This is a genomic window from Micromonospora salmantinae (genome assembly GCF_022230905.1).
GTDB classification, from domain to species: domain Bacteria; phylum Actinomycetota; class Actinomycetes; order Mycobacteriales; family Micromonosporaceae; genus Micromonospora; species Micromonospora salmantinae.
The window spans coordinates 46,201-63,314 of record NZ_JAKKFG010000033.1; the positions used below are offsets into that span (position 1 = coordinate 46,201).

Genomic DNA, 17,114 nt, shown 5'->3' on the forward strand with positions numbered 1-17,114 from the left:
GAGACGACAGCACTGAGAAGGAGAAACCATGCGTCCGTGGGCAAAGAGACTCCGTCACGCCACTGTCGTGGCCCTGGCCCTCGCCCTGCTGCCGATCATGGCCGGGACGGCGCAGGCCGCCGAGGTGGCCTACAACCAGAAGACCCAACGCCTCGATGCCAGACCGAACAGCGGGATGCCGATCAGTCTGGTCAGCCGCGAGATCACGCTTGTGGACGGCAGCTACGGCTGGTGGACCTTCCCCACGTCGGCGCCATGCCAGACCTACACCGGCCGCATCCTGCCGGGCAGGTACACCTGGACGGACCAACTCTGGCCCGGGGTCCCCAGCGTCGGAACCTACCGCCACCACAGCTATCTCACCGAGGAGAGCGGCGGTTGGTCGTACCACCTGCAATGTGACTTCCAGCTGTCCGCCACCGGCTCCTACAACTGGGGTAGCGGCCTCGACCCCCACTTCTGACATCGCATCCGCGAAAGGACAACCACCATGGGCAGTTACCTCCTGCGCCGTACATTCCCCGCATCGAGAGACCGGGTCTACGAATTCTTCGTCGACCCGGTCGCGTTCTCCCACTGGTTCGTCGTGCCGGGCTTCTCCACCCCCGCCGAACGGGTCCGCATCGACCCACGGCCGGGCGGGGAGATCCACGCGGTGATGGTGTCCGATGCCGACGCCACGCAGGTGCCTTTCGTCGTCGGCTTCGGTGACCTGGAACCGGCGGAAAAGGTGGTCCTCCACCCCGGTGAGGACGAACGCGTCACGATCACCCTCACCGACGTCCCGGAGGGCACCGAACTCGCGTACCGGTATGAAGGACCGGCGGCCGAGCCGGCGGACGTCGCCGCCGCTGACGTGATGCTGGACCGCATCGCGGAACACGCCTGACGGTCCGGTCGGCGACGACCGTCACGGTGCGAGGCCGGCCTGGATCGCCAGGATGGCGGCTCGTACGCGGTCGCGGCTGCCGGTCTTGGCCAGCACGTTTGTCACGTGGGTCTTGACGGTGCTCATGGACAGGTAGAGGCGTTCGGCGATCTCGTTGTTGTTGAGTCCGGCGCCGATCAGGGCGAGCACGTCGGTCTCCCGAGCGGTCAGCTGGTAGGCCGCCAACTCCACGCGGGTGGCCGGCCCGGTCGCGCGGACCCGGTCGAGGACGGCGCCGGTGACCTCGGCGGAGAGGACCGCCTCGCCGGCCGCGACGGTGCGCACCGCGGCGATCAGGTCACGGGCGCTGGACCGCTTGAGCAGGAACCCGCGCGCGCCGGCGGCGATGGCGTCCAGGACGTAGGCGTCGTCGTCGAAGGTGGTGACGACGATGACGGCCGGGGCGTGCGCGATCGTGGCCAGCTCGCGGGTGGCCTGCAGGCCGTCGAGCACCGGCATGCGGATGTCGACGAGGGCGACGTCGATGCGCGAGTCGCGACGTACGGCGTCGAGGAACTGTCTGCCGTCGGCCGCCTCGGCCGCGACCTGGATGTCGGGTTGGGATCGCAGGATCAGGCTGAAGCCGTCCCGGACCAGCTCCTGGTCGTCGGCGATCGCGACTCGGATCATCTGTTCGCCACCGGCAGGTTGGCCTGCACCACTGTGCCGCCACCGGGGCGCTGGCTCAGCTCCCAGCTCCCGCCGCGCGCGGCAACGCGTTCCCCGATGCCGAGCAGACCCGAGCCGCTCGTGGGTGCGCGGGGCGGCCCGATGCCGTCGTCGCTGATCCGTAGGCGGGCGTGGTCGCCGACGCGGGCCAGTTCGACCCAGGCCGCCGTGGCTTTCGCGTGGCGGGCGATGTTGGTGAGGGCCTCCTGGGCGATGCGGTAGGCGGTCAACACGCCGATCTCGTCCAGGCCCGGCTCGGGGTCCAACTGGACCCGCACCGTCACGCCCTGCTGGCGCAGCGGCTGGGCGAGCAGCTCGTCGATGTCGGACAGGCGCGGCGGGGCGCTCACCGCGATCGACGCGTCCGGATCGCGCAGGTGTACGACGAGCGTGTCGAGTTCGCTCAGTGCGGTGCGGCCACTGCCCGCGATCGCCCGCAGCGCCGCCCCCGGGTCGTCACTGAGCTGGCCCGCCTCGGCCTGGACCACCATCGCGGTGACGTGGTGGCCGACCACGTCATGCAGCTCGCGGGCCAGGTTGGTGCGCTGTTCGAGCCAGGCGGCCTGGCCGCGCAGGTCGTCCGTCTCCCGGGTCAGGGCGTGGCCGCGTGACCACGATCGCAACAGGATCGCCAGGACGTAGCCGGCCGTCACGAAGAAGAACGGCTGCTCGTACACCCCTCGCTCGTTGAACAGTGCGGTGGTGAGGGCGCCGGCCGCGCCGATCAGGCCACCCACCCACCCCAGCCAGGGGTGTCGGGCCGGATCCTCGCAGACCGAGACGAACACCAGGCCGGCGGCCGCGAGGCCCAACTGCACCGACTCGCCGGTGCTCACGATCGCCACGAACCCTGCGCAGACCGCGAAGACCAGGGTTCGGTAGCGGGGGCGCAGCGCCGTGGCTCCGAGGCCGACCGGCAGCACCAGCCACGCCCAGCCCGCCGGCACGGACACGCCGTCCTCGACGGTGGTGACCACGGCGGCGATGATCAAACCAACCGCACCGTACGCGAGCCGGCGCACTCGCTCGGGGTCGCGCAACCGTTCGCGGATTCCAGTCGTCACCCGCACAGTCTCCGCGACCAGCCGGAAGAGCGGCCAGTACCCAGGTACCGGATCGGCCGGCACCCCGGTACCGCCCTCGCAACCAGATCGGCACCGCGGCACGTTCCGCGAAAACGCTCGCCGGACGACTCTGCGGGAGTGACTCTCGTCGACTCCCGCGCCGCCATCACCGTCGGCCCGCTTCGTACGGTTCCCAACTACATCACCGCCGTTCGCACGGTCGCCGCCGTCACCGTCGGTATCGTGGCCCTCGTCTCCGGGTCGGTGGCATTGATGGCGGTATCGTACGGTATCTACTGGATCGGTGACGTGCTCGACGGCTGGGCCGCCCGCCGACTCGGACAGGAGACCCGGGCCGGGGCCGTCTTCGACATCGTGAGCGACCGCGCGTGCACCGCCGTACTCTGCGTGGGCCTCGTCTCCCTCGTGCCGGACGTCGCGGTCGTGGCAGTGGTCTTCCTGCTCTCGTTCCTGGTGCTGGACACCATGCTGTCGCTGGCGTTCCTGTGCTGGCCGGTGCTCAGCCCCAACTACTTCCACCTGGTCGACCGGCGGGTGTGGGCGTTGAACTGGTCGCCAGTGGCCAAGGTCGCCAACACCGCCGGCGTCATCGGCGCCATCGCGTTCGGGCAGTACCTGCTCGCGCTGGGCGTCGCCGTCGCCGTTGTCGCGGTGAAGCTGTGGTCGGTCGCCGCGGTGGTCCGGCTGCTCGAACGGGACGGCCGGGCATGAGCAGCCTCGCCGAGGCCGTGGTGGCGCTCGGCTATGGTGTCGCCTCGGCGCTCGTCCCGATCGTCAACGCCGAGGCCTACGCCGTGGTCGCCGGGCAGCGCGGCGGCCACGCTCTCGTCGCCGTGGTCGCCCTGGCGCTCGGGCAGACCGCCGGCAAGCTGCTGTTGTTCGAGTCGGCGCGTCGCGGGTCGGGGCGACTGGCCCAGAAGGTCGCGAAGCGGGGAAAGTCAGGGCGCGCGGCGACTCGGGCCGCGCGGTGGACCGAGCCGATCCGACGCTGGCTCTCCCGCCGCCGCACCGCCCTACCGACAGTGCTGGCCTCCGCCGCGGTCGGGGTTCCACCGTTGGCCGTCGTCAGCCTCGCCGCCGGCACCGCGGGCCTTCGACGTTGGGAGTTCGCCGTCGCCTGCCTTTCCGGGCGGGTGATCCGTTTCGCAGTGCTCGTGCTGCCAGCGGTGCTGGCCTGACCCCGGGGCCCGGTCAGAGGAGCCGACCGTCGTGGGCGAGCAGGGCGATCTGGGTGCGGTTGTCGAGATCCAGCTTGGTCAGGATGTGCGAGACGTGGGCCTTCACCGTCGTCACGCTCATCAGCAGCTCGCTGGCGATCTCGGCGTTGGAGCGCCCCTGCGCGATGGCCAGCACGACGTCGCGTTCCCGGGGTGTGAGCACTGCCAACCGCTCGTGCGCCCGCTCGTAGGACTCGGCCCCCGACGCGACCCGCTGCATGAGGCGGCGCGTCACGCCCGGAGACAGCATCGGGTTGCCGGCCGCCACCGCCCAGACCGCCTGGCTGATCTGCTCGGGCGGGGTGTCCTTGAGCAGGAAGCCGCTCGCGCCGGCTCGGAGGGCCCGCACCACGTGCTCGTCGGTGTCGAACGTGGTGAGCACGATGATCTCGGGCGGCCGGTGGCGGCGGCGCAGGCGCTCGGTGGCGGTGATGCCGTTCATGCCGGGCATCCTGATGTCCATCAACACCACGTCGGGCAGGTGCCGATCCACCGCCGTGATCGCCGTGGCGCCGTCGGCGGCCTCGCCCACCACCACGATCCCGTCGGCGCCGTCGAGCATCAGCGTGAGCATCCCCCGTACGAGAGGATCGTCGTCGACGATGACGACCCGGATCGGACCCGTCACGTCGGCCACGGCAGCCACGCGATGAGGTGGAACCGGCCTGCGGCGTCGACGTGGTGGGCGACCCGACCGCCGGTGAGCGCAGCCCGTTCGGCGAGGCCGATCAGGCCGGTACCGGCGCTGACGGTGGCACCGCCGTCGGGCGTGGTCGGGTTGCTCACCGCGATGCTCAGGCCGGCGCCGGGCGCGCCGCCGAGCACCAGCCGGACCGGCTGACCAGCGGCGTGCTTGCGGGCGTTGGTCAGGGCCTCCTGCGCGATCCGGTACGCGGTGCGGCCGACCGTCGGGGGGATCTCGACCGGCGGACCGAACGGGTCGTCGACCTCGATCTGTTGCCCGGCGGCCCGCGCCTCGTCGACCAGGCGCGGCAGGTCGGCGAGGGTCTGCCCGGGTGGTGCGTCGGTCGGCGACTCGGTGTCGTCGCTGCGCAGCAGGGTGATGACCTCGCGCAGCTCGTCGAGGGCGTGGTGTGCGCTGGCCCGGATCACCCCGGCGGCGGCGCTGAGCCGCTCGGGCGGCGCGTCCGGCCGGTACTCCACCGCGCCGGCAGCCGCCGCCAGCAGGGACAGCCGGTGGGCCAGCACGTCGTGCATCTCCCGCGCGATCCGGCTGCGCTCCGCCGCCCGCGCCTCGTCGACCCGTCGTTCCTGCTCCTGCTCGGCCCGTCGGGCCCGGTCCCGCAGCGCCGCCAGCAGGGCGTTGCGGGCCTGCGCCCAGGTGCCCCAGCCGAGCAGGGCCGCGTAGGCGATCGTCATCAGCACCAGCCGCCACCCGTACGGCAGGCTGGGCACCGGCCGCCAGAACGCCTGCACCGCCTCGCCCGCCACGCCGACCGCCGCCACCGCCGCCGCTTGCCGAAACGGTCGGTTGCGGGCAATGAACAGCACCGCGAAGCTGGCCACCGGCGTGGCCACCGGAGACAGCGCGACGAGCAGGCCGGCCAGCACGCCACCGATCTGCGGGCGGCGGACGACCACCGGTACGAGGGCCAGGGCGGCCATCGCCAGCGCGACGTCGACGCCGACCCGGCCGGCGGAGCTGGACCGGGTGGCGGACCACAGCATGGTCGCGACGAGGACGCCGATCGCCACGGTCGTCAGGACCACCGGGACGGAACGCCACGTCCGCGGCGGCTTGACCTCGCACGTCGCCGCATCCACACGGCGCACGCTACTGGGCTCGCGGCCGGCCGGACCACCTCCTTTGGTAGTACGCCGGGCCGCCAGCGGGCGTACCCGCCGTGGCGCCTGGACCGACGCGTCCGGCCCGGTCCGGTCCACAGACTCAGACCATGACGAACAACCTTCTCCTGGGACGGGCCGCGGTGGCGGCCGGCGCGATCATGGTGGCGGTGGTCGAGTTCGCGCTTCTGGACTCGGCGGCCGGCGTCGACCTGGCGGTCAGGTCCGCTGACTCGACCCGGCAGATCACTGTGGCCGCGGTCATCGTGGCCACCGCGGTCGCGGCACTGGCCGGCTGGGCGCTGCTCGCGGTGCTGGAACGCCGCACCAACCGCTCCCGCGGCTGGTGGACCTCGATCGCGGTCGCCGTCCTGCTGCTGTCGCTCGCGGTCGGGCCGCCGAGTGGCGTCGGTGGGGGAGCGAAGGCGACCCTCGCGCTGCTGCACCTGAGCGTCGGCGTCATCCTCATCCTCGGCCTGCCCCGGTCTCGTCCGGGAGGGGCGAGCCGATGACCACGCTGACCGTGCGCAGAGACGTCGACTCCGGGCCAGGTGCTCAGACGATGCGACGGAGCACCGTCTCCACGGCGTCGATCAGCGGATCCCCCTCGGTCCGTGGGTGCCGGGCGAGACCGAACTCGACGTCCGGCAGGACGGGCAGGGCATCCGTGTCACGGCAGATCATGACCGGTTCGAGGTTCGCGGGCATGAGCGCCGCCACGCCGAGCCCGGCCCGCACCGCGGCGAGGACCCCGACCAGGCTGTTGCTCTCGAAGGCCACCCGCCAACGCCGATCGGCACGCTCCAGCGCGTCCAGCACCGACGTACGCCAGGAGCACGGGTTGGAGAAGAGCACCACCGGCAGCGGATCGGCGCTCACGTCCACACCCTGCCCGGTCGCCCAGACCAGCGGGGCGCGCACCGTCCAGCGCGGCGGCCCGGGAATGTCCGGTACCGCGTCGAGCACGAGTTGGACGCGGCCGGCGTCGTAGGCCTCCCGCATGGCGGCGTTGGAGCAGCTGAGCACCTCCAGCGTCGCGCCGGGATGCAGTCGGGCGAGGTCGGCGAGGGCCTGCGGAAGGTGGGACGCGGCGAGGTCTTCGAGCAACCCGACGCCACAGTGGCCGGTGAGCGCGCGTCCGGTTTCGGCGAGTGCCTGTGCGGAGAGCGAGAGGATGCGTTCGGCGTACGGCAGCAGCTCCTCGCCCGTCCGGGTCGGCGAGACACCGGACGACGACCGGTGCAGCAGCGGACGACCGACGGCGCTTTCGAGCTTGCGCAGCTGCTGGCTGAGACCGGGCTGGGTCTGCCCGAGCGCCGTCGCCGCACGGCTGATGCTGCCCTCCCGCACGGCGGCGACGAACGACCGCAGCAGGGCGGTCTCCAGGTCCCTGGCCATAAGCAATCATTATGCCAGCCTCAACGAGATGGCGTCTTCTTATGGCGGGCGGGCGGAACTAGCGTCAACCGGGTGACCAGCTACCGGCAGGTGCTCGCCGTGCCAGGGATGGCACCGCTGCTGGGCGTCTCGTTGCTTGCCCGCACCGCGATAACGGCCGATGTGATGGCGCTGACCCTCTTCGTCGTCCTCGGCCTGGAACTGAGCTACGCGGCGGCCGGTGGGGTCGCGGCGGCCCTGACCGCCGGAGTGGCGCTGGGCGGGCCACTGCTCGGCCGCATGATCGACTCACGGGGCCTGCGCCTCGTCCTGCTGGTGACCGTCAGCGCGCAGGTCGTGTTCTGGCTGGGCGTGCCGGTCCTGCCGTACGGGTTCCTGCTGGTCGCCAGCTTCGTGGCGGGCCTGTTGATGGTGCCGGCCCAGGCGGTGAGCAGACAGGCGATCGCCGAGATGACGACGGCGCAGCAGCGCCGGGCCGCGTTCGCGCTGGAATCGGTGCAGGGCGAACTGTCGTACATCGTGGGCCCGGCGGTGGTGATCCTGGGCGCGGCGACGGTGTCCCCCGACGTGGTGGCGTGGGGGGTCGGTGCCGCGATCCTGGCCGGCGGTGTCGGCATCGCCCTGCTCAACCCACCGATGCGCGCCCAGGACGAGACGGACGCCGCCGCGGCGGAACGACCCCCACGCCGGCAGTGGCTGGACGCCAGGATGATCGCTGCGCTGACGATGGCGTTCGGGACGACGACGCTGCTCAGCGGCGTCGACCTCGCCATCGTCGCCACGCTGCGGGAGGCAGGTCAGGTGTCCTGGGCCGCCGTGGTCGTCGTGGTGTTCGGCGTGTCGTCGGTCATCGGCGGGCTGGTCTACGGCGCGCTGACCCGGCCACTGCCCACCTGGCTGCTGCTCGCCCTGCTCGGGTTCGTGACGATTCCCGCCGGGCTGGCCCACGACTGGCGGTGGTTGTGTGTGGCCGTCGTCGGCAGCGGACTACTCACCGCGCCGACCCTTGGCACTGTGGCCGACGTGGTGAGCCGCCTGGCGCCGCCCGGTGTGCGCGGCGAGGTGACGGGTCTGCAATCGTCGGCGCAGAGCGCCGGTTTCGCGCTCGGAGCCCCGCTCGTCGGCGTGGCGATCGACCTCTCCGTGCCGGCGGGCGGTTTCGCGACGGCCGGCCTTGCCGGCCTCGCCGCCGCGGGCACCGGATACCTGCTGTCCCGCCGCTCGCCCGCGCGAACGGCGGGAACGAGTCGAGCAACGTCCGATCTCAGTTCGCACAACTCCTCGACGTCACGCCCGGCCCGTACCGGAGGGTTTTCCGACAGCAGGCGAGTCGGACCGGCGTATAGCTGGGGGACTGGCGACGGTCGGCTCCGGCGCGACGACGCGCCCGCGATGTGCGTCCACGGCGAGCAGCGTGAGGGCGGCCAGCGTCAGCAGTCCGCCCGTGAGCGCCAGCGGGCGTGCCCCCGAGGTGGGCAGGAGGGCACCGCCGAGCAGTGATCCGCCGGCGATGCCGGCGTTGAAGGCGGTGCTGACACCGGCCGACGCGATGTCGGTGCTGCCCGGGGCCAGTTGCAGCATCCGGTTCTGCACTGCGGAGCCGAACGCCGCGTACGCGAGGCCGATCCCGGCGAGAAGCGCGACCACGCCCGGCTTGAGCGCGCCGAGCACGTACAGCCCGAGCAGCGAGGCCGTGCCGATGCCCAGCGGCGTCAGCAGCGAAGCGATCGGTCGGGTGTCCAGCGTCCGGGCCGCGACCAGGGTGCCGACGACGCCCGCCGCGCCGGAGACGAACAGCAGCGGCGCCAGCACCGCGTCGGCGAAGCCGCTGACGTCGAGCAGGAACGGTGTCACGTAGGTCTGCAGGGTCATGAAGCCGCCGATGCCGAGGGCGGTGGCGATCAGCAGTACGGCGAAGCGCCGGCCGTGCGGTGCGCTGCCCCGGGCAGCGCCGCCGGCGGCCGGAGGATAGGAGGGGAGAAGGATCAGCACCGCGGCGGCGATCGCCACACCGATCCCGGCCAGCACCGCGAACGCCGCGCGCCAGCCGGCCTGCTGCCCGAGCCAGGTGCCGAGGGGTACGCCGAGCACCGGGGCGAGCGTCGCCCCGGTCGCGAACAGCGCCACCGCCCGGCCGCGCACCGCGACCGGGAACGGCCCGATCACTGTCGCCGTGGCGACGGACCAGAACAGCGCCTGGGCGAGGGCGGTCACCAGGCGGGTGCCGGCCAGCACTGCGTACGTCGGTGCGAGCGCGGCGGCGGCGTTCGCGGCGGCGAACAGGAGCATCGTGACGCCGAGCAGGTGCCGCCGGGGGACGCGCTGAGTCAGTCGGGTCAGCGGCACGGACGCCAGCACCACCACGACGGCGTACCCACTGACCAGCAGGCCCACCTGTGAGCGGGACCGGTCCAGATCGGGTGCGATGCGGGTCAGCAGACCGACGGGCAGCAACTCGGTCGTGATGAACGCGAACGCGGCGAGGGAGAGCGTGACGAGCACGGCCCTGGCCCTTCGCGGCGACACCTCCGGTGCCATGGTCCACCCCCCATTCCAGGTGGTCACCGTAGTGGAGGGCACGACTCCCGCTCCGCGCACGGGCCTCGGCTACCGTCGACCGGATCGGCTGGCCGGGCCGGTCGCCGCGATCGGCGGCCGGCCCTGTGGTCACGATCGCGTCCGGAACGGGGCAAGGACGGCGCGGATCTGATCGGCCGCGCCCCAGTCGTCGTCGAACTGGGCCAGCACGGCGAGGTGCTGTCGCAGCTGGATGACCGGCATCCGGGCCTCCCAGTCGGCGTCGAGCGAGGTCAGCTCGGCGTAGACCTCGAACATCCGTCGCGCCTCGGGCGGGGGCGAGGTGGACCACACGTGCGCGAGGTCGACCTCGGCCCAGACGTACGACACGGCCGGGTCGATCAGCGCCGGCTCTCCGTCCGCGGTGGCCAGGACGTTCTGTGCCCACAGGTCCCCGTGCGTCAGACACGCCGGACGCTCCGGCAGCAGGTCGGGCAGTCGGTCACAGAGCCGTTCCAGCGCCGACCGGTCCTGCGCGTCGAGCGCCGCCTCGACGCGGGGCTCGTCGAGCCAACGCAGCAGCCGGTGCTCTGCGAAGAAGGCGAAGCCGTCGTCGTTCCACGTGTTGACCTGCCGGCGACGGCCCAGCCAGTTGTCGTGGTGCCAGCCGAAACGGGGATGGGTCGTGCTCAGGTGCAGGCGGGCGAGCAGGTGTGCGAACTGCTCCCAGAAGGCCTCGCTGCGTGGCCTCTCGCGCAACACCGACAGCACCAGGACGTCGCGATCCGCCAGGATCACCTCGGGTGTCGCCACACCGCCCAACTCGCGCAGGGCGGCCAGCCCTTCGGCCTCGGCGACGAAGACGTCGTCGGCCGGCGGGTCGGCGAAGCCCTTGACGAACACCGGTGGGGCGTCCCGGCGGGTGGCGATGCCCGCGAGCGCCGCGAGCCCGCCGGTCACCGGCTGCACCGAGACGACCTCACGCATGCCGGCCAGGTGCAGACGCTCCAGCAGGGTCACGGGACGCTCCTCAGGTCCGGCGTACGAGGTCGCCCGATCCTATGTGGCTGGTCACGGCTCGCCCCGCCGGTGGTAGGGGTGTTGGACACTGCTGGGCATGGGTGACGTGTCGGTGGATCAGCAGCGGCTGGAGCGGATCGTCCGGGAGTTCGGCGCTCGGTGGACGACGGCCGCCGCCGACATCGAGACCTACCAGGCGGCACAGGTCTCCGACGCCAGTCACCGCGAGGTGGTCGGTCCGCTGCTTGCTGCCAGTGGGGCCAGTGGAGTTGTCCGGGTCGAGGGTCGGGAGGTCGCGGCCTGGGGCGACCCGGACGTCCCGGAGATGGCGTTCAGCGTCACCAAGTCGGTCGCGTCGGTGGTGGCCGGCCTGGCCTTCGACGACGGGCTGTTGGTGCCGGACCAACCGGTGCACCAGGTCGTCGACGTTCCCGAGTTCCGGGGGCCGCACAACGAGCAGATCACCTGGCGTCATCTGTTGCAGCAGTCGAGCCAGTGGGAGGGCGAGCTGTGGGGTAAGCCGACGGCCGTCGACGCGCAGAGCTTCCGCGAGCGGACCGAGGTGCACGGCACACCCCCGGGCCAGGGGTGGGCGTACAACGACGTACGGATGAACCTGCTCGCGTACGCGCTGACGCTGCTGTTTCGCAGGTCGCTGCCGGAGGTGCTGCGGGAGCGGATCATGGACCCGCTGGGCGCCTCCGACCGGTGGTCATGGCACGGGTACCGGACGAGCGTCGTCGACCTCGACGGCCGCCGGGTCGAGGTGGTCTCCGGCGGCGCGCACTGGGGCGGGGGACTGATCGTCCCGGCCCGGGACCTGGCCCTGATCGGGCAACTCTTCCTGGACCGGGGGACCCATGCCGGGACCCGGCTGCTCAGTGCCGAGTGGGTTGACCAGTCCTGGGCCCCGTGCCCAGTGAAACGGGAGTACGGCTATCTGTGGTGGCTCAACGATGAGCAGGTGCCGTGGCCCGGAGCCCCGACGACCGGCCGCAGCGCCCGGGGCAACGGCGGACGACACCTGCTGTGGGTCGACCCGGCCCGGGAACTCGTCCTCGCCTCCCACTGGACCGAAGAACCGCTCGATCTGATCCGGGAGGTCTCTCGTACCGTCACGCGCCCCACCGGCTGACGGGAGTTGATCCACCGGTGGGCGCGGTCGAGGATCGATGTCGTGGATCTGCCTCGGGACCGGGTCTCGCTGCTGGGCGAGCCGGACCGGCTACCGGGTTGGTTCGTCCGGACCGACGACCAGCCCCACGTGCTCGAACTGCGCCAGGAAGGGGTCACGCAGACCGCGAGGCCAGCAACCGAGTAACCGGATGGTGCCGACGGTCCGTGCCCGATCGGCAGGCCGGCCAGTGGCGTTCCCAGGAAGGCCGCTTCGATCTGGTTGAGGTCGTCTCGCACGCCGACAGCTTTGCCGATCACCCGAAGTGGTCGGCCAGCTTCGTCAGTTTGCTGACGTAGGCCGGCCAGTCGTAGTCGTCGGGGATGTTGGTGTTGGTCCGCCGGAGGCCGATCGCCGCGTCGTGCTGTTCGCGCATGATGTCGGCGTGCCCGGCGTGCCGGGCGAGATCGCAGGTCACGTGGATGATGATCCGCTGTAGCGTCACGTCCTGCCGACCTGGCCGCCACCACGGCACCTGCCCCGGCGCGTCGAGCGGTAGCTGGTCGATCGTCTGGTCGGCGAACGCGCCGACCCGGCGATACAGGTCGATCAGCCCGTCCTTCGTCTCGTCCTCACTGGCGTACCAGTCTGCCTGCGGGTCCTCGTCGAACGCCGCAATGGGGACCAGTTCGTCGGGCGTCGGGAATTCACGACCGAAGGTGGGCCCGAAGTAGCCGGCTTCGACATTGAGGCAATGCTTGAGCGCACCCAGCAGGTTGTTGCCGGTCGCCGTGCGGGGCAGCCTGACCTCCCGTTCGCTGAGCCCGTCGAGCTTCCAGACGAGGTCTTCGCGGTTCTCCCGGAGGTAGTGGTGCAGCGCGGCCTTCGCATCGTTCAGATCAGCCATGCGGGCCAGTCTTCCCTATCCGCCGGGCCCGGTGGCCCGGGGCCCGGCGGGCCGGTGCCGGGGCACCGGCCCACCGATCGACTCGATCTACCCCGGGGCGTCAGCCTCCGGTGCAACTCGCTGTGGTTCCGCTGCCGCTGCCGCTGCCGGTGCCCTGGAAGCCGAAACTGGTGGCCTGACCTGCGGCCAGTCGCCCGTTGTAGCTCTGGTTGGCGACAGTGATGGTCCCGCTGGTACCGCTGCTGACCCCGTTCCAGAGCGAGCTGACCGACGCGCCGCTCGGCAGGGTGAGGGTGACCCGCCAGCCGGTCAGCGCTGTGGTTCCCGCGGTGACGCTGACGTTGGCGACGAACCCGCCGTTCCACTGGTCCTGGACGGAGTAGGCCGCGGTGCAGCCGGGGGTGCCGGTCGGCGGCGGGGTGGTGGGCGGCGGCGTGGTCGGGGGCGAGGTGGTGGGCGGCGGCGTGCCGTCGTCGAGTGTCAGGTTCTTCTGCTGGACGCTCCACTGGCTGCGGCACAGACCGCAGTCGGCGCCGACGAAGTTGCGGCCGGCGGTGGCGTCGCCCTTCAGGCGCCACTTGAGGTAGAGAGTCGCCACCCGGCCGAACTCGCCGCCGTTGGCCTGGTCGTAGGTGCCGCCATGCCCGACGTTCAGGTTGCCCATGAAGGCGGGCAGGCCCGCGGGCAGCTTGCCCCAGTCGTCCATGGCGTTCGGGTAGGCGATGTCACTGGGCCCGCCGACGAAGTAGGCGATCGGCTTGGTCAGTCTCCTGAGCTGGTAGTCGTCGGCGTCGTTGAGCAGACCGCTGCTGAAGATGCCGGTCGTGGTGACGCGCGGGTCGTTCGACACGGCGTACGCCTCCAGGCCTCCGCAGGAGAAGCCCGCGACGGCGACCTTGCTCGTGTCGATCTTGTTGTAGTACTTGCTGCCCTGCCGGGAGTTCTCCGCGACCGCCCAGTCGACGGACTGGGTGAGCATCTGGGAGGTGGTGGAGCCGGATCCGTTCGGGGCGCCGTTGGCGATGGCGAGGAAGCCGTGGGAGGCGATTTCGCGAAGGAAGTTGCCCTGGGAGAGGCCGTTGGCCGAGCAGCCGCCGTTGCCCCACACGAGGATGGGCAGGCGTTCGGACGGGAGGGTCTGCGGCCGGAAGATGGTGTGGTTGGCCAGGGTGGCCGAGGTTTCGTAGTCGGCGGGGTAGGGGCCGGACCCGCCGATGGCGGCGGACGCCGGTGTCCCGCCGAGCGCCATGATCACGGAGGTGACCGGGACGATGGCGGCCGCCAGCCCCGCGTAGATCCTTGCTCGCCTTCTCATTGAATCCTCCAGGAACAGTCACGGTGGCGCTCCCCGCGGTGGCGGTGGTGTCACTCGCGCCCCGACGACAGTGGTCAGCGCTGGCCACGGGTCTGGTCGACGTGGGCGCGTCGCGGCCTGGGCGACGGCCGTGCCCTCGGTCGCCGCTGCCCGCTCATTCAGCGCCGGCGACCGCCCGGCCGCGGTCCCTACAGGCGCTCCGATGGGAGCTGTATGCAGTTACTATCACTGTCGCAACGAAAAGTGTCAATGTATCGTCGGCTCTGACCGGCCGGGACGTCGTCAGCCGGCGAGTGGGCCGCTGCCGTGCTTTCCGCCGGTCGGCTCCGGCCGTGAGGGATCCCTCGACGCCTGGAAGTGGGTGATCCACAAGCCGGCATCCGGCCAGTGCGGCGTCGCCACCTCGACCAGACGCGCCTGAGCGAGCGAGCCGAGCGTGGTGTGGATGTCCAGGAAGGTCTCCCTGGCCTCCTGGCGAGGCCAGGGCTCAGGCAGCAGGTGCGGGGGGAGATCCGGGTCGACGTCGGCGAACTTCCGCCAGGAATCCATCGCCGACGTCCGAGCCACCAGCGCCCCGGCCGGGCCCACCTTCCCGTTGCGCGCGGCTGCCCGCAGCTCCGCGTACTGCTCGATGAAGGTCGAGTACGCGGAGGCGAGACTGGCCAGGTCGTACGCGGAGGCCGGCCCGTGTGGCCCCGCCTCCTCGTCGAACCGGGCGTGCAGGACCGACCAGCGGGCACCCCCGACGTGGTGCAGCAGCTCGCGCAGCGCCTCGCGCGCCGGCACGGCGTCGGATCCCGGCCGGATCCACACACTGTCGTACAGGCCCACGAACCCCAGTGCGGTCAACGCCCTGCGGAGCGCATGACGGGACGCCTGGCCGGCGTTCGGAACGGAGAAGGAGGCCAGCACCCATTCGCCGGTCCAGGGCGCCGGGTGGGAGCCGAAGTTCAGGAAGTGCCGCATCCGGGAGCGGTGCTTGGCGATCGCCTGCGGCGTGAGGTGGTAGACCGGCGACCGACCCCTCCTTCGCGTCGCAATGAGACCACGCTTGACCAGCCGGGACAGCGCGGCACGGGCGCTGGACTCGCTGATCCCGAACTCCCGCAGAATCGCGATGACCGCCGTCGACGGCAGGTCGGCGTCAGAGGAGTCGAGGTATTCGCCGAGCACTGTCGTCAGCAGATGCTGGGGGCTCGACCCCGCCTGGGCCCGGGGCACTCGGACGTCGTCGGCGTTCACCTCATCAGACTGCCGCACCCGGATACCCGCGGCATGTCCGGTGCGGCGGGGCAAGGCGCCTTCCGGGGCGGGTGGAGGCACTATCGTTCTGGCGTGCAGATCCGTTTTGACGTCCCCGCCGATCCCGCCTACCCGAGCCGGGTGGCCGCCGCGCTCGGCAACGTCCGGCTCCGCAGATTCGGCTACATCGGAGCGGTCCTGGCCACGGTCGGGGTCATCGGTCTCGTCGTCTCGCGGGGGTTCGGGTGGGGCGAGCGGAGTTCGCCGCTGTGGACCGCGCTGGTAGTGGCCGGCGTGCTGTCGATGCTGTACCGGCCGTGGGTGCTGGCGCGCGCCCGACGCCGCTCCGGTAGCTACGCCGTCGAGGGCGCCTACGACATCACCGATGACAACATCATGATGCGCAGCGGCTCGGAGTCCGGCGGCATCGCCTGGGACGGGGTTGCCCAGGTGCGGGAAGCCGGAGATTTCTGGGTCGTGTACGTGGGCCGAATGCCGGCGACCGTGATCCCGCGCTGGCTGATGTCGGCCGAGGACGCCGAGACGTTGCGCGCCCACATGACCGAACGAGGGCTGCTGCCCCGTCGGTGAACCAGCCTGCCGCCGGCCGCTGGGGGATCGGACTACCGCGTCCGAGCCGGTCGCGACGGAGCACCGAGGAGCCCTTCGTGTCGGCATCTCCGCACCTGACGGTCGGCGGCTACCTATTCTCGACGGGGATGTACCAATCCGAGTAATGGCCGTCGGCCCGACGCCTGACAGGAGGCCGTCATGAGCACCAAGGATCGACCTGAGGGGATCAGCCCCACGGCGGTGGAGTCAGCACCCGGGCTGTGGCGGATCGATCTGCAACGGCACGACCTCAGCGTCCCCGGGCGAGAGGTCATTCAGACTCGGGTGGAGTTCACTCCGGATTCGCCACCGTTCAAGCATTTCCACCCCGGCGAGGAGATCATCTGCGTTCTGCAGGGAACCCTCGAGTATCGGCTGGAGGGGCAGCCACCCATGGTGTGCAATCCCGGCGACGCGCTCACGGTTCCGTACGGTGTGCACCACCAGGCCCGCAACGTTGGCGACGGTATCGCTGTCGAACTGGCCACGTACGTCGTCGAGAAGGGGAAACCACTTCTCACCAAGGTGGATTGAGATCTCCACGGCCAGCCGTGGCCAGCGCGTCACCCCCCAGCGCCCGGGGGTGCCAGGACAGCGGCGGCAGCGCGACTCATAAGGTGAACGGATGTCGGTCAAGCAGGTCCAAGTGACATTCGACTGCGCCGAGCCTGTGCGCGTCGGTCGTTTCTGGTGTGAGGTGTTGGGGTACGTCCCGCCGCCGCCCCCTGAGGGGTTAGCCACCTGGGACGATGTCGATTTCGAGCAGGGTTCGTGGTTCGCGTGCAGTGACCCGTCGGGGGTGGGCCCGCGGCTGTACTTCCAGCGGGTGCCCGAGGGCAAGGTCGTCAAGAACCGGGTGCACCTCGACGTGCGGGTCGTCACCGGGCTCGTGGGCGAGGAGCGCCTGGCCGCCCTCGAGGCCGAATGCGCGCGGTTGATCCCCCTCGGCGCGGTACGCGGGCAGCTGTTGCTCGCCGACGGCGAGAACGAGTCGTGCCTCAACATGCAGGACGTCGAGGGCAACGAGTTCTGCCTCGACTAAAGCGTGTTTCAGGAGTCGTGGTGGCTGGTGAAGGTCCCGGCGTGGCGGTGATCGACAATTGAAGAGGTCTCCGGTATCTGGTTCTGCGACCAAGCAAGAACTTCATACCGGAGACCTCGTGGCCGCCTTAGCGGTGACGAGGCGGCAGCACCCGCCGCACTCTCAGCGTCCGCGGCCCCCCGCCCTCCTCCCTCGCGCGCAGGTGGCGGTCCGTCCGCCGCTGTGGCCTCACAGCAGCACGC

The 17,114-nt window shown here is 71.2% G+C and carries 20 protein-coding genes and 1 pseudogene; 11 read left to right on the forward strand and 10 right to left on the reverse strand.

The annotated features are described in order from the left end of the window. The first annotated feature begins 28 nt into the window (after nt 1-28). Both PSH03_RS22525 and PSH03_RS22530 read left to right on the forward strand, forming a co-directional pair. A complete protein-coding gene (locus PSH03_RS22525; RefSeq protein ID WP_238690342.1) occupies nt 29-463 on the forward strand; it encodes a hypothetical protein in 435 nt (144 codons plus the stop codon). A gap of 27 nt (nt 464-490) precedes the next feature. Beyond that, on the forward strand, nt 491-889 hold the full coding sequence (locus PSH03_RS22530; RefSeq protein WP_238690343.1) for an SRPBCC family protein: 399 nt from the start codon (nt 491-493) through the stop codon (nt 887-889). 21 nt (nt 890-910) lie between these two features. Here PSH03_RS22530 and PSH03_RS22535 read toward each other — a convergent pair whose 3' ends face one another. Continuing rightward, nucleotides 911-1,558: a response regulator transcription factor gene (locus PSH03_RS22535; protein ID WP_238690344.1), complete on the reverse strand. Its 648-nt coding sequence runs from the start codon at nt 1,556-1,558 to the stop codon at nt 911-913. After that, complete coding sequence (locus PSH03_RS32935) at nt 1,555-2,661, reverse strand: sensor histidine kinase (protein ID WP_238690345.1); 1,107 nt, start codon at nt 2,659-2,661, stop codon at nt 1,555-1,557. Before PSH03_RS32935 ends, PSH03_RS22535 begins: the two co-directional genes overlap by 4 nt. Before the next feature lie 138 nt (nt 2,662-2,799). Between PSH03_RS32935 and PSH03_RS32940 the strand changes: the two genes are divergently transcribed. Then, nucleotides 2,800-3,393 carry a CDP-alcohol phosphatidyltransferase family protein gene (locus tag PSH03_RS32940; protein WP_238690346.1) on the forward strand — a complete coding sequence of 198 codons (594 nt, stop codon included), beginning with the start codon at nt 2,800-2,802 and terminating at the stop codon, nt 3,391-3,393. Continuing rightward, entirely contained in the window at nt 3,390-3,860 is a 471-nt protein-coding gene (locus tag PSH03_RS22550; RefSeq protein ID WP_238690347.1) for a VTT domain-containing protein, read from the forward strand. The genes PSH03_RS32940 and PSH03_RS22550 overlap by 4 nt, the downstream gene beginning before the upstream one ends. Nucleotides 3,861-3,873: 13 nt before the next feature. Here PSH03_RS22550 and PSH03_RS22555 read toward each other — a convergent pair whose 3' ends face one another. After that, nucleotides 3,874-4,536 carry a response regulator gene (locus tag PSH03_RS22555; protein ID WP_238690348.1) on the reverse strand — a complete coding sequence of 221 codons (663 nt, stop codon included), beginning with the start codon at nt 4,534-4,536 and terminating at the stop codon, nt 3,874-3,876. After that, nucleotides 4,524-5,684: a sensor histidine kinase gene (locus tag PSH03_RS22560; protein ID WP_238690349.1), complete on the reverse strand. Its 1,161-nt coding sequence runs from the start codon at nt 5,682-5,684 to the stop codon at nt 4,524-4,526. The genes PSH03_RS22555 and PSH03_RS22560 overlap by 13 nt, the downstream gene beginning before the upstream one ends. 131 nt (nt 5,685-5,815) lie before the next feature. Here PSH03_RS22560 and PSH03_RS22565 point away from each other — a divergent pair, with 131 nt between their 5' ends. Next, a complete protein-coding gene (locus tag PSH03_RS22565; RefSeq protein WP_238690350.1) occupies nt 5,816-6,217 on the forward strand; it encodes a DUF6069 family protein in 402 nt (133 codons plus the stop codon). 43 nt (nt 6,218-6,260) lie between these two features. Here PSH03_RS22565 and PSH03_RS22570 read toward each other — a convergent pair whose 3' ends face one another. Then, nucleotides 6,261-7,103 carry a LysR family transcriptional regulator gene (locus PSH03_RS22570; RefSeq protein WP_238690351.1) on the reverse strand — a complete coding sequence of 281 codons (843 nt, stop codon included), beginning with the start codon at nt 7,101-7,103 and terminating at the stop codon, nt 6,261-6,263. Between the two features lie 108 nt (nt 7,104-7,211). Between PSH03_RS22570 and PSH03_RS22575 the strand changes: the two are divergent. After that, a pseudogene (locus tag PSH03_RS22575) lies at nt 7,212-8,033 on the forward strand (MFS transporter); the annotation flags it as partial. A gap of 357 nt (nt 8,034-8,390) precedes the next feature. Here PSH03_RS22575 and PSH03_RS22580 read toward each other — a convergent pair. Further along, the gene (locus PSH03_RS22580) at nt 8,391-9,641 is read right to left on the reverse strand and encodes an MFS transporter (RefSeq protein ID WP_238690352.1); all 1,251 of its coding nucleotides are present in this window, start codon (nt 9,639-9,641) and stop codon (nt 8,391-8,393) included. 129 nt (nt 9,642-9,770) lie between these two features. After that, complete coding sequence (locus PSH03_RS22585; RefSeq protein WP_238690353.1) at nt 9,771-10,640, reverse strand: fructosamine kinase family protein; 870 nt, start codon at nt 10,638-10,640, stop codon at nt 9,771-9,773. A gap of 97 nt (nt 10,641-10,737) precedes the next feature. On the opposite strand from PSH03_RS22585, the gene PSH03_RS22590 reads away from it, so the two are divergent. Continuing rightward, nucleotides 10,738-11,775: a serine hydrolase domain-containing protein gene (locus tag PSH03_RS22590; protein WP_238690354.1), complete on the forward strand. Its 1,038-nt coding sequence runs from the start codon at nt 10,738-10,740 to the stop codon at nt 11,773-11,775. 42 nt (nt 11,776-11,817) lie between these two features. Beyond that, entirely contained in the window at nt 11,818-11,961 is a 144-nt protein-coding gene (locus PSH03_RS22595; RefSeq protein WP_210785571.1) for a hypothetical protein, read from the forward strand. 109 nt (nt 11,962-12,070) lie between these two features. Here PSH03_RS22595 and PSH03_RS22600 read toward each other — a convergent pair whose 3' ends face one another. From PSH03_RS22600 to PSH03_RS22610, 3 genes are all read right to left on the reverse strand, one after another. Then, nucleotides 12,071-12,661, reverse strand: a complete 591-nt coding sequence (locus PSH03_RS22600; RefSeq protein ID WP_210785572.1) for a DinB family protein — start codon at nt 12,659-12,661, stop codon at nt 12,071-12,073. Between the two features lie 100 nt (nt 12,662-12,761). After that, the gene (locus tag PSH03_RS22605; protein WP_238690355.1) at nt 12,762-13,976 is read right to left on the reverse strand and encodes a cellulose binding domain-containing protein; all 1,215 of its coding nucleotides are present in this window, start codon (nt 13,974-13,976) and stop codon (nt 12,762-12,764) included. 282 nt (nt 13,977-14,258) lie between these two features. Then, complete coding sequence (locus tag PSH03_RS22610) at nt 14,259-15,218, reverse strand: PaaX family transcriptional regulator (protein ID WP_238690356.1); 960 nt, start codon at nt 15,216-15,218, stop codon at nt 14,259-14,261. A gap of 93 nt (nt 15,219-15,311) precedes the next feature. Here PSH03_RS22610 and PSH03_RS22615 point away from each other — a divergent pair, with 93 nt between their 5' ends. The 3 genes from PSH03_RS22615 to PSH03_RS22625 all read left to right on the forward strand — a co-directional run bounded on the left by PSH03_RS22615 (nt 15,312) and on the right by PSH03_RS22625 (nt 16,872). After that, the gene (locus tag PSH03_RS22615; protein WP_210785575.1) at nt 15,312-15,809 is read left to right on the forward strand and encodes a YcxB family protein; all 498 of its coding nucleotides are present in this window, start codon (nt 15,312-15,314) and stop codon (nt 15,807-15,809) included. A gap of 180 nt (nt 15,810-15,989) precedes the next feature. Continuing rightward, nucleotides 15,990-16,364 carry a cupin domain-containing protein gene (locus tag PSH03_RS22620; RefSeq protein WP_210785576.1) on the forward strand — a complete coding sequence of 125 codons (375 nt, stop codon included), beginning with the start codon at nt 15,990-15,992 and terminating at the stop codon, nt 16,362-16,364. 91 nt (nt 16,365-16,455) lie between these two features. Then, complete coding sequence (locus PSH03_RS22625; RefSeq protein ID WP_210785577.1) at nt 16,456-16,872, forward strand: VOC family protein; 417 nt, start codon at nt 16,456-16,458, stop codon at nt 16,870-16,872. The last annotated feature ends 242 nt before the right edge of the window (nt 16,873-17,114 follow it).

Coding starts and splice junctions, on each gene's coding strand:
- PSH03_RS22525 (WP_238690342.1), top strand. CDS start 29: ATGCGTCCGTGGGCAAAGAGACTCCGTCACGCCACTGTCGTGGCCCTG.
- PSH03_RS22530 (WP_238690343.1), top strand. CDS start 491: ATGGGCAGTTACCTCCTGCGCCGTACATTCCCCGCATCGAGAGACCGG.
- PSH03_RS22535 (WP_238690344.1), bottom strand. CDS start 1,558: ATGATCCGAGTCGCGATCGCCGACGACCAGGAGCTGGTCCGGGACGGC.
- PSH03_RS22550 (WP_238690347.1), top strand. CDS start 3,390: ATGAGCAGCCTCGCCGAGGCCGTGGTGGCGCTCGGCTATGGTGTCGCC.
- PSH03_RS22565 (WP_238690350.1), top strand. CDS start 5,816: ATGACGAACAACCTTCTCCTGGGACGGGCCGCGGTGGCGGCCGGCGCG.
- PSH03_RS22570 (WP_238690351.1), bottom strand. CDS start 7,103: ATGGCCAGGGACCTGGAGACCGCCCTGCTGCGGTCGTTCGTCGCCGCC.
- PSH03_RS22580 (WP_238690352.1), bottom strand. CDS start 9,641: ATGGCACCGGAGGTGTCGCCGCGAAGGGCCAGGGCCGTGCTCGTCACG.
- PSH03_RS22590 (WP_238690354.1), top strand. CDS start 10,738: ATGGGTGACGTGTCGGTGGATCAGCAGCGGCTGGAGCGGATCGTCCGG.
- PSH03_RS22600 (WP_210785572.1), bottom strand. CDS start 12,661: ATGGCTGATCTGAACGATGCGAAGGCCGCGCTGCACCACTACCTCCGG.
- PSH03_RS22605 (WP_238690355.1), bottom strand. CDS start 13,976: ATGAGAAGGCGAGCAAGGATCTACGCGGGGCTGGCGGCCGCCATCGTC.
- PSH03_RS22620 (WP_210785576.1), top strand. CDS start 15,990: ATGAGCACCAAGGATCGACCTGAGGGGATCAGCCCCACGGCGGTGGAG.
- PSH03_RS22625 (WP_210785577.1), top strand. CDS start 16,456: ATGTCGGTCAAGCAGGTCCAAGTGACATTCGACTGCGCCGAGCCTGTG.